The organism is Granulicella rosea, assembly GCF_900188085.1.
Lineage (GTDB): Bacteria > Acidobacteriota > Terriglobia > Terriglobales > Acidobacteriaceae > Edaphobacter > Edaphobacter rosea.
In genome coordinates this window covers 101696-116072 of sequence record NZ_FZOU01000001.1, presented here as the reverse complement: position 1 = coordinate 116072, position 14377 = coordinate 101696, and the positions used below count along the sequence as shown (strand labels likewise).

Sequence of the window (14377 nt, the reverse complement as noted above, 5' to 3'; positions counted from 1 at the left end):
AGGCAAAAAGCAGGTTCTTCGCTGCGCTCAGAATGACAGGCTTTGTCCGAATACCACAAACCTGGTCCAAGTCCCTAAGACTTCTCTCCCGCCGTCCCGGGCGTAATCCCCGTGTTTCCCGGCGCCGAGGGGTCGATGGCCCCCAGCTTGTTCTCCGGCGTGGGCGACTGCACCTTCGTCGGTCCGCTTCCGGCGGTGTTGTGTACATCGCCCTTCGGCCCGGAGGGCTCCGCCGCGACCTTCGGGTCGTGCAGCGACTGTTCCTTGACTCCCGTTGCGACTGCCGTTGCCTGTGCCATAAACACCTCTGCCCGTTAGGAGTCCGAAGCGACAACCGCCGTTGCCCTCCGCAAGCGGTTTTAGGTTGTAGACTAGGCGCAGGCTCGTGCCGGTAGCGTTCGACCCTTCCAGGCCCATGCCGAAATCTTGCCCGATGACAGGACCCAGAGTCGTGACCGAAGTGCAGTCGCCTCAACGCCCCGCCCGCCTCCGCGGATTCCTCCGGCCAGCTCCGGTCCTGTCTTCCGCGCTGCTGCTCTGCATCGGTCTGACGCAGCCGGCCTTCGGACAGGCGGCGGCTGCCGCGCCCGCCGCCGCCGCGCCCGCTGCCGCCATGGCGCCGGCTCAGACGCCCGCCGCGCAGCCCCTCGGCGCCAACCAGCAGGACGGCGCCCGCGCCGGCGCCGACGACACCCGCAACCAGAACACCCGCGTGAGCCGCGGCTCCGTCCTCCTCGCGCCGCCCGACCGCCTCACCGACTTCCAGCGCACCGTGCAGGAGACCACCGGCCAGCCCCTGGCCATCTTCGGCGCCAGCCTCTTCGCCAATGTTCCCAGCACCTTCGCGCCGGTCGAGGATGTGCCCGTCGGCCCCGACTACGTCCTCGGTCCCGGCGACGAGCTTCGCGTCCAGGTCTTCGGCCAGGTCAACCAACAGAGCCTCTTCGCCATCGACCGCAGCGGCGATATCTCGCTCCCGCAGATCGGCCCCGTCCACCTCGCCGGGCTGCGGTTTTCAGAGGCGCAGACCTTCCTCAAGACGCGTCTCGGCCAGGTCTATCGCAACTTCGACGTCAGCGTCGGCATGGGCCGCCTGCGGTCGATCCAGGTCTTCGTCGTCGGCGAGGCGCGCCGTCCGGGCGCCTACACCGTCAGCTCGCTCAGCACGCTGCTCAACGCGCTCTTTGCCTCGGGCGGCGTCCTGCCGCAGGGCAGCCTGCGCGATATCCAGGTGCAACGCGGCAAGCAGACCATCGCGCACTTCGATCTTTACGACCTGCTGCTGCACGGCGACAAGAGCAAAGACATCCCGCTGCAGAATGAGGATGTCATCTTCATCCCCGTCGCCGGTCCGCAGACCGCTGTCCTCGGCTCCGTGCCCAATCCGGCCATCTACGAGACGCTGCCCGGCACGACGGTCCAGCAGGCGATCGACCTCGCCGGCGGACTCACCTCGCTCGCCGCCGGCGCGCATATCCGGCTGGAGCGCGTCTTCGAGCACACCATGCGCTCGGTCGTCGACGTCGACATCGCGCAGGGGCAGAACCCCTATGTGCAGACCGGCGATATCGTCACCGTGCCCGCCGTGCTCGATAAGTTTCACGCCAGCGTGACGCTGCGCGGCAATGTCGCCAACCCCGGCCGCTACGTCTGGCACGAGGGCATGCACGTGCTGGACCTGATCCCCAGCCGCGACGCGCTGGTGACGAGGAACTACTTCCGCCGCCGCAACGAGCTCGGCCAGATCTCGTCCGACTACGGCGAGAACCAGACCGCGCCCTCGGACGCGACCGAAGGCGCGGTCGGTCCTCACGCCTCCGCCACGCCGTCGCAGGCCATTCAACGCGGCAGCGCGCAAGGGCAGAGCGGCAACTCCGTCGCCACCGCGCTCACCAGCAACAGCGGCGTCTTCCAGGCGAAGAACGATGTCGTGCTCAGCGCGCCCGATATCAACTGGAGCTATGCCGTCATCGAGCGGCTCGACGCCCGCACCCTTACCACCTCGCTCATCCCGTTCAACCTCGGCAAGGTCGTGCTCGACCGCGACCCGGCGGAGAACAAGGAGCTGCTCGACGGCGACGTCGTCACCATCTTTTCGAACGCCGACATCAACGTGCCCACCTCGCAGCAGACGCGCTTCGTGCGGCTCGAAGGCGAGTTCGTCGCATCCGGCGTCTACAGCGTGCAGCCCGGCGAGACGCTCCGTCACTTGCTGAAACGCGCCGGCGGACTCACGCCAGACGCTTATCTCTACGCGTCGGAGTTCACGCGCGAGTCCACCCGCCGGGTCGAACGCCAGCGCCTGAACGAGTACGCGCAGTCGCTCGACGCGCAGGTGACCAGCGCGGCCGCGTCTTCGAACGCCAAGGCCATCAACGACCGCGACGCCGCCTCCGCCACCGCTTCGCTTGCCGACGCGCGCGAGGCTATCGCTCGGCTCCGCCAGCAGGAGCCCATCGGACGCATCGTCCTGCCGCTCACGCCGGACTCGCACGATATCGACTCGCTGCCCGACCTCGCGCTCGAGGATGGCGATCGCTTTGTCGTGCCGCGTCTGCCCTCGGTGGTCAACGTCGCCGGCCAGGTCTACAGCGCCAACGCCTTCGTCTACTCCAGCGGCCGCCGCACGATCGATTACCTCCGCCAGGCCGGCGGCCCGGATCGTCAGGCCGACGCCAAACGCACCTTCGTCATCCGCGCCGACGGCTCCGTCTTCAGCAACCAGTACGGCAAGGTCGACCGCGCGCTCATCAATCCGGGGGACACCATTGTTGTGCCGCTGCGGCTCGATCGCCGGGCGATCCTGCGCAATCTGCTCGATATCTCCAATATCGTCGGCCAGTTCGGTCTGGGCGCGGCAGCCATCGAAGTGTTGAAATAGTAGGCCAAAGGAGTTGCAGGTGTCGTTAGAGAGCCCCACGCCGTACCGCGCAGAGCTTCGCCCCGAGCCTTCGGGCCCGCCGCCAGCCCCTCCCTCCGGAGGAGAGCTGGACCTCTTCGCGCTCCTGCTGGTGCAGCAGCGGCACTGGCTGCGCACGTTTCTCTTCGGTGTCGCCGGCTTCTGCCTCATGCTCGCCTGGATGCTGACCGCCGTGCCGCGCTTCTCCTCCACCGCCGTGCTGCTGGTCCCGCAGGCCAACCCCAGCGCCGCCGGTCTGGCCCTGCAGATGGCCAGCGGACTGGACCTGATGGGCGGCGGCTTCGAGGTGTACGTCGACATCCTGAAGAGCCGCTCCCTGGCCGACCGCCTTATCGACAAGAACGGCCTGATGGCCTTCTATCACGCGAAGACCCGCGCGGACGCGGAGCGTGCGCTGGCTGCGAGCAGCATCTTCGAGGCCTCGAAGGAAGGCCTCATCCGCATCACGGTCGAGACGGGCGACAAGAATCTCTCAGCCACGCTCGCCAACGGCTACCTCACGGAGCTGGACCGGCTGAACCAGACGCTCGCCATCACCTCCGCGGGACAGCAGCGCGTCTTTTACGAGCGCCAGATGGTCCAGGAGAAGGACGCGCTTGCCGATGCTGAGGTCGCGCTGAAGCAGGAGCAGGAGAGATCCGGCTTGATGCTGCCGCCGGCGCAGGCGCAGGCCGCCCTGACCGCGATCGAAAACACACGCGCGCAGTTGCGGCTCCGGCAGATTCAGCTCAACGGCATGCTCCAGTCGGCCACCGAGCAGAACGTCGAGGTCGTCCGGCTGCGGGCGGAGATTGCCAGTCTCGAGGGCCAGCTCGCCGCCATGAAGAGCGGAAGCGGAGAAGAGGCCGGGTTCTCCACCTCCAAGGCGCCCGGAGAGACCCTCACCTACACACGGCTTGCGCGCGAGGTGAAGTTTCACGAGACGCTCTTCGAGCTGCTGGAAAAGCAGTTCGAGACCGCACGCCAGCAGGAGGCCAAGACCATCTCCATGGTCCAGATCCTCGATCCCGCCGTGCCGGCCGACCACAAGTCCTGGCCGCCCCGCACGCTTTACTGCCTGCTGGGCATCGCCGGCGGCCTCGGTTTCGGCTTCGTCTATACCTTTCTCGAAGCCTTCGTCCGGACGGTCGCGCGGAATCCGGAGAATCGCGCGCGGTATCGTCAGCTCGTGTCGGGAGGCGCCGATGAGACGCATGGTCCGGCGGCCCGGTAGCTCCGGCAAGCGAGGTGCGCCATGACTCTTTCGGTGATCGACTGGCTCGTCGGCGTGGCTTTTTTCACGTCGTCCTTCGACGTCTTCGGGGTGCTCAATATCGGCGGTTCGCTGCGTCCGGGCCAACTCATCATGGTCTTGATGCTGATCTGCGCCATGGCGAAGATGCTGCAATCCGGCGTGATCCTGCTGCCGCGCGGCGGCGTCTCGCTGCTCTGCTGGACGACGCTGCAGGGCGTGCTGCTCTATGTCAGCACCGCCGGCATGGGCGGCATCCAGCTTTATCTGCTGCTGGTCTTTACCGTCGTCTCCGTCTTCGCCATGCTGCAGGTCTATGGCCGCAGCGCGCATGTGGAGGTGCTGATGCGGTATTACCTCTACTCCTATCTCTTCATCGCCGGCTTCGGTCTCTTCCAGTTCGTCACGCCCTCGCTGCATCTCGGGCACTATCTCGTGCAGCAGTGGATCATCCATGGCGTGCTGCCGCGCGTGAACGGCTTCAGCTATGAGCCGTCCTTCTTCGCCACCTACCTGCTCATGGGCTGGATCATGCTGATCGACCTGCGGGCCTCGCGGGCGGAGATCACGCGCGACCCGCGCTGGCGCTACATCGCCTGGGGCGTCGGCATCATCTTTTTTCTCTCCACCAGCAAGACGGCCTGGATCTTCCTCGGCGTCGAGGGGGCGGCGCGTCTCCTGCCCGTGCTCTGGAGCGGACTCGGCGGCGCCAAGCGGCGTCTTGCCCGGGGAGATATTCGCATCGCGCTGCCGCGTGGCCGCGTCGTCGCGTTGATGCTTCTCGGCGCCGTGCTCGTCGCGCAGGGGCTGCGCACGCTCTCGCAGCATCTGGACCTCAATACCTTCCTGCAGGGCTCCGGGTTGAACAACACCGCGGCTCACTCCGTCACCACGCGCGCGATGCAGTTCGACGACACATGGACCGTCTTCAAGGAGCAGCCGTTGATCGGTCGCAGCATGGGCGGCGTCGCCGCGCGCATCGCGGAGCTGCACGGCCAGCAGGTCGCCACCGCCGCCGACCTGAAGGTGAACTGGGGCTTTCCCGTACTCATCGAGGTGCTGGCGGGCAGCGGCGTGCTGGGCATCCTGCCCTTTCTGTGGTTCTTCACCGCCATCACGCTGGGAGAGTTCGCGCTCATCCGCAGGCGTTGGCAGGATGAGCGCGCCAAGTGGCTGCGTGCGCTGGTGCGCGCCCTGCTGTACGAGTTTGCGATCCTGCTGGTCGATCAGAATCTTCTCCGCGTCTACTTCTGGTTCCACGTCACCATGGTGGTTATCGTGGGCTTCCATCTGCGCCACGCGGAGAATCTGCCCTACCGGCTCGCACGCCGCTCCGTCCCGCTGGGCTCCGGGGTGGCGGCTTGAGCGTTGCGCGCGGGGTGCGGTCGAGGACATGGGCTACGCCAGTGCTGATGCTGGCTGGGTTGCTGACCCTCTATCTTGCGCCCTTTCTCCGCTACCGGCCCTACGATATCGACAACCCGTGGTTCCTTTCCTTCTCGTACAACGCCTGGGTGGACCACATCGTCGACGACCGGTTCATGAGGATGCGCTTTCCGGGCGGGATGGACGGCACCCAGCTCTTTGGACGCCTCGCTGCCGCGCTGCAGGGGCTGGTGCTCGCTCCCGCTGGCTGGCAGCAGTGGCCGGCCGCGGTGCTGTCGTCCGTCTTTGCGGTGCTTGCGCTCGGCCTGTGGCAGTTGCAACTGCGGCGGCTCGGCTACACGCCACGCTACCGCGCGCTCTTCCTGCTGGCGGTTGGGCTGTCGGAGCCGTGCGTCTCCATGGCGAATAAGTTCCGCTACGAGTTCCTGAGCTTCGCGCTCATCTCGCTCGGTCTCCTGCTGGTAGCCTATGCGCGTCCCGTGCCGGGCCTGTTCATCGCCGCACTGGCGGCGGAGATCGAGCCTGCCGCGCTGGCTGGCATCGTCGCGGCCCTGGTCCTGACCTATAGCCTCTATCCGGCCACCCGCCGGCTGATCCTGGCGCAATGCGCCGCGCTGGGGGCGGCGTTGCTGGTCTATCTCGCGCTTCATCCCCATGTCTTCTCGCTGCTCCGCGGCATGGCGCCCGCCGCCGGAGGGAAGGGCTTCGCCTTTACTGGCGGCTTCTTTGCCTCGTATTTTCTGGCTCGGCTGCGGCATCTGCCGGAGCTGGCCTGCTTCCTGCTGGCGGCGGTGGTTTACTGGCGCCGCCGCCAGCAGTTCGCCTCGCATGCGCTGGCTCTCGTCGCACTCGCGCTGACGATCTTCTCCATCGCGATGCCGCACGGCAACCCGTCCTACATGATCTTTCTCTATCCCGCGCTGGTCGCGCTGGCGCTCACGGCCTTTCGCGCCGAGCAGCGCGCCGGGCTCGCCGCCGCCGCGATCGTCCTCTATACGATCCCGCAATATCTGTATCTCTTCCATCTCACGCAGGGACAAGGCTTTCGCGCGCGCGATATCCAGACCGTCCACGCCGCCGTGGAGACAGCCGCCGGCCAGTTGGGGTTGAACGACCGCGACCTCCGCATCTACGGCGACTACCGCCTCTGGTTCGCGCATCCTCAACGCTACGTCGCGGCGGCGGAGAGCACTATGTCCGAGGCCGGCAACGCCAACCTCTATCTCTGCTTCGATCGCCCACCGGAGAGTCCCGAACTGGCGCCGCGGCAGGTGCTCTACTGTCCGGAACTGCTCCGGCTGGCGCCGCTCCGGCCCCTGACCACGCTCACCGTGAACCATCAGTTGCTTCGCCTCTACGCGCGGCAATGAACTCTCGGCAACGGCCGCCCCGGTTGAGGTAAGCTCACAAGAAACTTCGCTCGAAGCGATGGAGAGAGATGTCGGATTTGGCGGGTTGGATCGAGACCGGAGACGCCGCCATGAGCGCGCCCAGCGTCGCCTGCGTGCTCGTCAACTGGAACGGCTGGCAGGACACGATCGATTGTCTCGCGTCGCTCCGTCTGCAGGCCTACCCCGGCCTGCGGGTCATCGTCGTCGACAACGGCTCGACCAACGACTCCGTATCCCGCATCCGCGCCGCGCACCCCTGGGTGCAACTGGTCGAGACCGGCGCCAACCTCGGCTTCCCCGGCGGCTGCAACGTCGGCACGCGGCTCGCGTACAGTCAGGGTGCGGATTACGTCTGGCTGCTCAACAACGATACGGTCGCGCCGCCCGATACGCTCTCCCGGCTCGTCGCGACAGCGCGGCGAAACCCGCAGGCAGGCGTCGTCGGCGCGATCCTTTACTACGCGCACGATCCCGCGAAGGTGCAGGCCTGGGGAGGCGGCAGCTTCAACCTCTGGACCGCCTACGTCTCGCACTTCACCGCGCCCGCCGACTTCGGGCCGGAGTCGGCCTTCTTCACCGGCGCATGCATGCTGCTGCCGCGATGGGTGCTGGAGCAGGTCGGCATCCTGCACGAAGGCTTCTTCATGTACTGCGACGACGTCGACCTGTGCCTCCGCCTTCACCGCGCCGGCCACCCTCTCGTCCTTGCCGAAGGCACGGCCATTCTGCACCGCGAAGGCGCCAGCAGCCCCAGACACAGTCCATTGATCGACCAGTTCGCCACCACCTCGACCCTGCGTCTGCTCTTCCGCCATGCGCCGGTTCCGGCCGTCTCCGGAGCCATCTATCTGCTGCTGCGGCTCGGCAATCGTCTGCGGCGGCGGGAGTGGAGCAACTTCACGGCCGTCCTGCACGGCGTGCGAATCTTCCTTCAGGAGCGCAACCGCGCCTTTAGCGAACGCCTCTAAGGAACCTCTGATTAGGATAGGTCCGGGCTTTAGCCCGGACAATAAGCCCCGCAGAGTCAGTGGGGCTTTAGCCCCTGGGATATGGGTTGCGGACTTAATCAGAACGTCTCTAAAACGGCACGGTCGATCATTTGGCGTTCTCTCCTGTCTCGTCTACACTCAGAGGCAAGAATGCGCAGCCAGATCGATACCTCCGGCAACCGCGATGTGCAGGGCCAGACCGAAGCCGTGAAGCCACGATGCCGCGCCTGACCATCGATCTCCGCACGTACCGCAACTCCGGCATCGGGCGGTACCTCCAGAATCTCGTCCCGCAGCTTCTGCCCCTGCTGACGGCCGATTCCATCCGCGTCGTCACGCGTCCCGGTCTGCTGGGCGAGGCTGCCTGGCTGAGCGATACGCGCCTTCAGATCGTCGAGACAACGGCCGCCGTTTACAGTCCTCAGGAGCAGCTTCTCGGCCTGCGTGGGCTTTGGGGATCGCCCGACCTCCTTTGGATTCCGCACTATAACGCGCCGCTTTACCATCGCGGCCGCATGGTCGTCACCATACACGACATCGCGCCGATCGCTCTGCCCGCCCTGCTCGACAGCGAACTGAAGCGCCGTTATGCGCGTCTGCTGATCGAGCGCGCGGCAGCGCAGGCCTCCGCGCTGCTGACGGTCTCGGAGTTCACCGCCGGCGAGCTGGTCGCGAAACTTGGCGTCGAACGCTGCAAGATTACGGTGACGCATCCCGGCCTCGACGCCGGCTGGCCCACCCAGGCCGAGCCGCATCGCGAAGCCGATGGCTGCCCCTACCTGCTCTTCGTGGGCAATGTGAAGCCGAACAAGAACCTCACCCGGCTGCTGGAGGCCTTTGCCCAGGTGGCTGGTCGCCTGCCCCACCGCATCGTCATCGCCGGACGCGTCCACGGACTTGGCACAGGAGACGCAGCCGTCCTCCGCCAGGCAGCGAACATGGGCGACCGCGTACGCTTCGCCGGCGAGGTCTCCGACGCCGAACTCATCCAGCTCTACGCCGGCGCGGCCGCGCTGGTGCTGCCCTCGGTCTACGAAGGCTTCGGTCTGCCTCTGCTCGAAGCCATGCAGCTCGACTGTCCCGTGCTCGTCTCGAACGCTGGTTCGCTGCCCGAGGTCGCCGGCGACGCGGCCCTCTACTTCGACCCGCACGACGCCTCGTCGCTCGCCCAGTCTTTGCTTGCGGTCCTCGATGCGCGGCGGATGAACGCCCTTCGCTCCGCCGGCCGCCGGCGGCTGGAGCAGTTCAGCTACGCTCGCTGCGCCGCGGACACCGCCCCGGTGCTGAACCACCTGCTGGGCTGATCGTGTCGTACGATTCGCGCCGTGCATCGCCCGTTTTTTTCTCGTGACACCTCTCAAGTTCGCTGCGGCTATGCCGATGAACGCAGAGACAGAAGCAGTATTGGGTACGGCTCGGCCGGCCCAGCTTGCTTGAACAGGAAGCCCGGAAGGAGATCGAAGATGAGCGCCATCGCAAGCATCGATTTGAGTGGAGTGAGCAGCCTGCCCGTGAGCCAGTATGCGGGCCAGTATTCCGGCCAGGGCTCCAGCAGTTCGTCCGTCGCGCAGTTGAGCCCGCTGCCCTCGACGGCGCAATCGAGCGCGTCGGTTGCGAAGCAGCAGACGGCCAAGACGACCGATTCGGACCAGGTGCAGCTTTCTAAACAGGCCGAGGCGCGCCTGCTCTACTCCCAGGGAGAGAGTCTGGCCGAGATCGAGGCGACCCTGGGCGTCGGCGAGACCATCATCACCAGCTATCTCGGCATCACCAACGGCACCGAGACGCTGGTCGCCGCCGCCACGGCCGCCGTCGAGAACAAGGCCGCGCAGAACGCCGTCGCCTGAAGCGGACCCGGTCACCCGCATCGGCCTTAAAGCAACCCATCTGGGAGAATTTGACTCTATTGCGGCATACAGAATGGTCAGACCGGGTTAGACTGGTCGCAGCTTAAAGAGGAGACACGAGCTCCCTACAGGAAGATTGCTCGACCCAGTTTTTCCGAAACGAACCTCCGCAGACTTCCCTTGGCCTTTGCGGACGCGCGCTGTAAGCCCTTGATTTTTGACCTTAGCGGATCGATCCAGCACACGAGCGAAGAACGCGCATGCTCGTAGATGGGCCTCTCATGCAGACGGAATCCGAGCTTCCCGGCGTGCAGCTCGCTTCGGCGACAGCAGATCTCTACGATTACACGATGGCGACGGGCGGCTCACGCAGCCAGCCGCGCGAGGGCGTGCGCGGGGCAGAGTCGCTGCCTTCGGCGCACTTCCGCTACCGCATCGTCAAACGCACGACCGATATCGTACTCATCCTGATGGCGTTGCCCATCCTGTTGCCGGCGCTCTTGATCGTCGGCCTGCTGGTGCGCCTCACCTCGCCCGGACCTACCTTCTTCTCGCACCGTCGCATCTGTCATAACGGCGCCTTCTTTTCCATGTGGAAGTTCCGCACCATGTGCGTGAACTCCACCGAGGTGCTCGATCGCTACCTGAAGAAGCATCCCAAGGCGCGCGCCGAGTGGAATCGCAGCCACAAGCTGAAGCACGATCCGCGCATCACGCCGCTCGGACGCTTCCTGCGCCGCTCCAGCCTGGACGAGCTTCCGCAGGTCTGGAACGTCATCACCGGCCAGATGAGCCTCGTCGGACCTCGCCCCATCGTCGCCCAGGAAGTAGAGAAGTACCGCGAGCAGTTCACCTTCTACACCCGCGTCAAACCCGGCGTCACCGGCCTGTGGCAGGTCTCCGGCCGTAGCAAGCTCACCTACGACGAGCGCGTCAATCTGGACGCCGACTACGTCCAGCGCTGGTCGCTCCGGCGCGACCTCTGGATTCTGCTGCGCACGTTCCTCGCCGTCGTCAATAAAGACGGGGCCTACTAGCATCACCCCAGACTGCCGTCATCTCGACCGAAGCGCAGCGGAGTGGAGAGACCCCCGCATTTCGCCCTTTTCCATGGCTCGTTCCTGTCCGGCGTAGACGTATCGTCCAATTAGAATGAAGCCATGAAGCGTGGCAGCAAACTCAACCGGCTGATGGACCTCTGGGTCGGGACTCCGCTGCTGAACGCGCTCGCCACGGTGCGCCACCGCCGCAAATGGCCGAGCCGGGTGGAGCGCATCGGCGTCATGTGCTCCCCGGCGCTGGGCGATACGCTTTTGTTTTCGGCCGTCCTCCGCGACCTCCGCGCCGCCTATCCGCAGGCGCACATCACGCACATCTGCATGCCCCAGAACCTCGCCGCGGCGGAGATCATCCCCGGCGCCGACACGCGCGTGCGCATCGAACTCACCAAACCGCTGGCGAGCGTCCGCGCCATCCGCGCCTGCCGGTTCGACATCCTGCTGGACTTTTCTTCCTGGCAGCGGCTGACGGCTTTTTACACGATGCAGTCTGGCGCTCGCTTCACCGCCGGCTTCCGCACCGCCGGCCAGCATCGCGGGCGCGGATACGATCTCGCCGTCGAGCACCGCAACGATCGCCACGAGTTGGAGAACTTCCGCGCGCTGCTGAGAGGCCTCGGCATCGTCACCGGCGCCGAGCCGCAGGTGATCCTTGCCGAGCCGCAGGCGGAGCCGCTGCCGGGCGAGGGCGACATGATTGTCTTCCATCTCTGGGCCTCGGGCGCGCGGAGCTGGCTGCGCGAGTGGCCGTCCGAGCGCTGGATCGAGCTTGCCCGGCGCATCGGCCGCCCGGGGACGCTCTTCGTCGTCACCGGCGCCCCGTCGGATATGGAGCGTATGCAGCCCTTCGTCGCCCAGATGCAGCAGGCTGGCCTGCGCGCCGTCGCCTTCCGCAGCCCGGACGGCTTCGTCTCGCTGGTCTCCGTGCTGCACCGCGCGCGGCTGGCGGTCAGCGTGAACACCGGCGTGCTGCACCTGGCGGCTATCGCCGGCGCGCCCACGCTCGGGTTGAACGGCCCCACGGCGAACCATCGCTGGGGCCCCGTCGGACGCTGCGTCCTGGGCATCGGCCCGGCCGATGGCAGCGGCGGCTTTCTCAACCTCGGCTTCGAGTACGACGGCCATCCGGAGGACACGATGGAGCGCGTCACGGTCGACCAGGCCGTCGCCGCCGCACGGGATCTGATCGGGCGCTGCCGCCCAGTCCTGGAGGACGCCGTTTAAATGGACTCCATGCGCGACATCCTGAAGCAGCAACTGGGCCGCAGCCTGCGGTCGATGCCCGACCTCGACCGCCTCGCCGCCGCGTGGCCGGTCGCCTGCGGACGCGCCATGGCCGAGCGCGGCCAGGTCGTCGGCTTCACCGACGGCGTCATCCAGGTCGCGGTCTCGGACGTCACATGGCTCAAACAGATGATCTCCATGCACGGAACTCTCGAACGCGAGCTTGCCCGAATCGCCGGAGTGAAGTCCGCCGGGATACACTTTGAACTGAAGAAATAGTTGAGGCCGGCAGCCCGTTTGAAACCGGCCGGATGTTTTGAACGGGCGGGACTTCAGTCCCGCCGCCAAATTTGCCCCGCCGCGCGGTTTTAGCCGCCGAGGGAATGCCGGGGAGCTTTCAACCCCCGTCAAGAGGATGAATATGAGTGAGACAGTAGAATTCGCCGAGGGTGTAACGCTGGCCGATGTACGCCGCGTCGCGGAGCTGGCCAACCTGGAGTTGACCGCCGAGGAGGAGCCGCGCATGCAGCGCGACCTGAACGCCATCCTCGGCCACGTCGCCCAGCTGAACGAGCTGGACACCACCGGCGTCGAGCCCATGGCGCAGGTCGGCCAGATGCTCGCCCTGCCCAAGGACGAGGTCGGCCGCGCGCTGCGCCTCGACGAGGTCCGCCCGTCCGTCAACCGCGCCGCCGTCATGGCCTCCGCGCCCGAGTCCGATGGCCGTTTCTTCAAGGTTCCCAAGGTGATTGAGCGCTAATGTACGAGACAAATTTCAAGATGTTGACCATCGACGAAGCCAAAGCAGCCGCCTCCGCCACCGAGCTGGCCGAGCGCCACTACGCCTTGATCGCTGCCGAAGACGGCCCCGTCTCTCAGGGAACGACAGGGAAGGGAATCAACAGCTTCCTGGCCCTGAGCCGCGATCGCGCCCTCGCCCAGGCGGCGAAGGTGGACGCCGCGCGCGCCGCCGGGCAGGATCTCGGTCCGCTGGCCGGTGTGCCCATTGGGATCAAGGACGTCCTCACCATGACCGGTTCGCCGGCGACGGCGGGCTCGTTGATTCTGAAGGGCTACCTGCCGCCCTACGACGCCACCGCTGTCACGAAGCTCGAAGCCGCCGGCGCCGTCCTGCTGGGCAAGATCAACTGTGACGAGTTCGCGATGGGTTCGTCGAACGAAAACTCGGCCTATGGCCCGGTGAAGAATCCAAAGGCGTTGGACCGCGTCCCTGGCGGTTCGTCGGGTGGTTCGGCGGCCGCGGTCGCTGCCGGATTCGCCGCCGCGACCCTCGGCACGGACACCGGTGGGTCGATTCGTCAACCAGCCGCATTTTGCGGCGTGGTTGGAGTTCTGCCCACCTACGGACGCGTCAGCCGCTACGGCCTCATCGCCTTCGCCTCGTCGCTCGACCGCGTCGGCCCCTTCACGGCCAACGTGAAAGATGCGGCGACCATGCTGCAGGTGCTCGCCGGCAAGGACCCGCTTGACGCCACGACCTCCGACCAGCCGGTCGGCGACTACGTGGGCGCGCTGGCGAAGCCGGTCGATGGGCTGCGCATCGGCGTCCCGGCGGAGTACTTCGGCGAGGGCCTCGACCCGGAGATTCGCGCCGCCATCGAGCGCGCGCTCGACGGCCTGAAGTCGCTCGGCTGCACCATCGTGCCGGTTCATCTGAAGCACACCGCCTACGCGATCCCGACGTACTACGTCATCGCGACGGCCGAGGCCAGCTCCAACCTGCAGCGCTTCGATGGCGTCCGCTTCGGCCACCGGTCCGGCGATTCGAAGACCCTGTCTGCGATGTTCAAGAAGACCCGCGAAGAGGGCTTCGGCCCGGAGGTCAAGCGCCGCATTCTGCTCGGAACCTACGCACTCAGCGCGGGATATTACGACGCCTACTATAAGAAAGCCCAGCAGGTTCGTGCGTTGCTGACCCGCGACTTCCTCGAAGCCTTCGAGAGCTGCGACGTCATCGTCGGCCCGATGACGCCGACCCCGGCCTTCAGGCTGGGCGAAAAGACCGACGACCCGGTCGCCATGTACCTGGCGGACATCTACTCAGTCGCGGCGTCGCTTGCGGGCATCTGCGGCATGAGCGTGCCCTGCGGCGAAACCGCCGAGGGCCTGCCCATCGGCGTTCAGATCATGGGCAAGCACTTCGACGAGGCCACCATGCTGCGCGTCGGGCAGGCGATCGAGACGCTGCAAAACGCAGCCGGTTGAAAACATGTTGAAAAGCCTGCCGAAAACATGCGCAAAAGCCGGTCGAAAGACTGCGCAAGAGCGGTGAATCGGCTGTGATTAAGGGCACGGCTTCAGCCGTGCCGT

The 14377-nt window shown here is 66.2% G+C and carries 13 protein-coding genes; 12 read left to right on the top strand and 1 reads right to left on the bottom strand.

Translation table 11 applies throughout. The features are described from left to right. Positions 1-74: 74 nt before the first annotated feature. Positions 75-299, bottom strand: coding sequence for a hypothetical protein (locus CHB87_RS00590; protein WP_089406460.1), 225 nt, complete (start codon positions 297-299; stop codon positions 75-77). A 152-nt stretch (positions 300-451) separates the two neighbouring features. Here CHB87_RS00590 and CHB87_RS00585 point away from each other — a divergent pair, with 152 nt between their 5' ends. The 12 genes from CHB87_RS00585 to gatA all read left to right on the top strand — a co-directional run bounded on the left by CHB87_RS00585 (position 452) and on the right by gatA (position 14272). Continuing rightward, positions 452-2881, top strand: coding sequence for an SLBB domain-containing protein (locus CHB87_RS00585; protein ID WP_089406459.1), 2430 nt, complete (start codon positions 452-454; stop codon positions 2879-2881). Positions 2882-2900: 19 nt separating this feature from the next. Next, positions 2901-4133, top strand: coding sequence for a GumC family protein (locus CHB87_RS00580; RefSeq protein ID WP_176441527.1), 1233 nt, complete (start codon positions 2901-2903; stop codon positions 4131-4133). Between the two features lie 21 nt (positions 4134-4154). Then, the gene (locus CHB87_RS00575; protein WP_089406457.1) at positions 4155-5516 is read left to right on the top strand and encodes a hypothetical protein; all 1362 of its coding nucleotides are present in this window, start codon (positions 4155-4157) and stop codon (positions 5514-5516) included. Next, entirely contained in the window at positions 5513-6907 is a 1395-nt protein-coding gene (locus tag CHB87_RS00570) for a hypothetical protein (RefSeq protein ID WP_142988138.1), read from the top strand. The genes CHB87_RS00575 and CHB87_RS00570 overlap by 4 nt, the downstream gene beginning before the upstream one ends. Before the next feature lie 68 nt (positions 6908-6975). Continuing rightward, positions 6976-7896: a glycosyltransferase family 2 protein gene (locus CHB87_RS00565; protein ID WP_089406455.1), complete on the top strand. Its 921-nt coding sequence runs from the start codon at positions 6976-6978 to the stop codon at positions 7894-7896. Positions 7897-8135: 239 nt separating this feature from the next. Beyond that, entirely contained in the window at positions 8136-9221 is a 1086-nt protein-coding gene (locus CHB87_RS00560) for a glycosyltransferase family 4 protein (RefSeq protein WP_089406454.1), read from the top strand. Between the two features lie 159 nt (positions 9222-9380). After that, the gene (locus CHB87_RS00555) at positions 9381-9764 is read left to right on the top strand and encodes a hypothetical protein (RefSeq protein ID WP_089406453.1); all 384 of its coding nucleotides are present in this window, start codon (positions 9381-9383) and stop codon (positions 9762-9764) included. A 281-nt stretch (positions 9765-10045) separates the two neighbouring features. Next, entirely contained in the window at positions 10046-10801 is a 756-nt protein-coding gene (locus CHB87_RS00550; RefSeq protein ID WP_245817733.1) for a sugar transferase, read from the top strand. Between the two features lie 123 nt (positions 10802-10924). Then, entirely contained in the window at positions 10925-12046 is a 1122-nt protein-coding gene (locus CHB87_RS00545; protein WP_089406452.1) for a glycosyltransferase family 9 protein, read from the top strand. Beyond that, the gene (locus CHB87_RS00540) at positions 12047-12325 is read left to right on the top strand and encodes a DciA family protein (protein WP_089406451.1); all 279 of its coding nucleotides are present in this window, start codon (positions 12047-12049) and stop codon (positions 12323-12325) included. It abuts the gene before it with no gap. A 142-nt stretch (positions 12326-12467) separates the two neighbouring features. Next, entirely contained in the window at positions 12468-12806 is a 339-nt protein-coding gene (gatC, locus tag CHB87_RS00535) for an Asp-tRNA(Asn)/Glu-tRNA(Gln) amidotransferase subunit GatC (RefSeq protein WP_176441526.1), read from the top strand. Then, positions 12806-14272, top strand: coding sequence for an Asp-tRNA(Asn)/Glu-tRNA(Gln) amidotransferase subunit GatA (gatA, locus tag CHB87_RS00530; protein ID WP_245817732.1), 1467 nt, complete (start codon positions 12806-12808; stop codon positions 14270-14272). The genes gatC and gatA overlap by 1 nt, the downstream gene beginning before the upstream one ends. Positions 14273-14377: the final 105 nt, after the last annotated feature.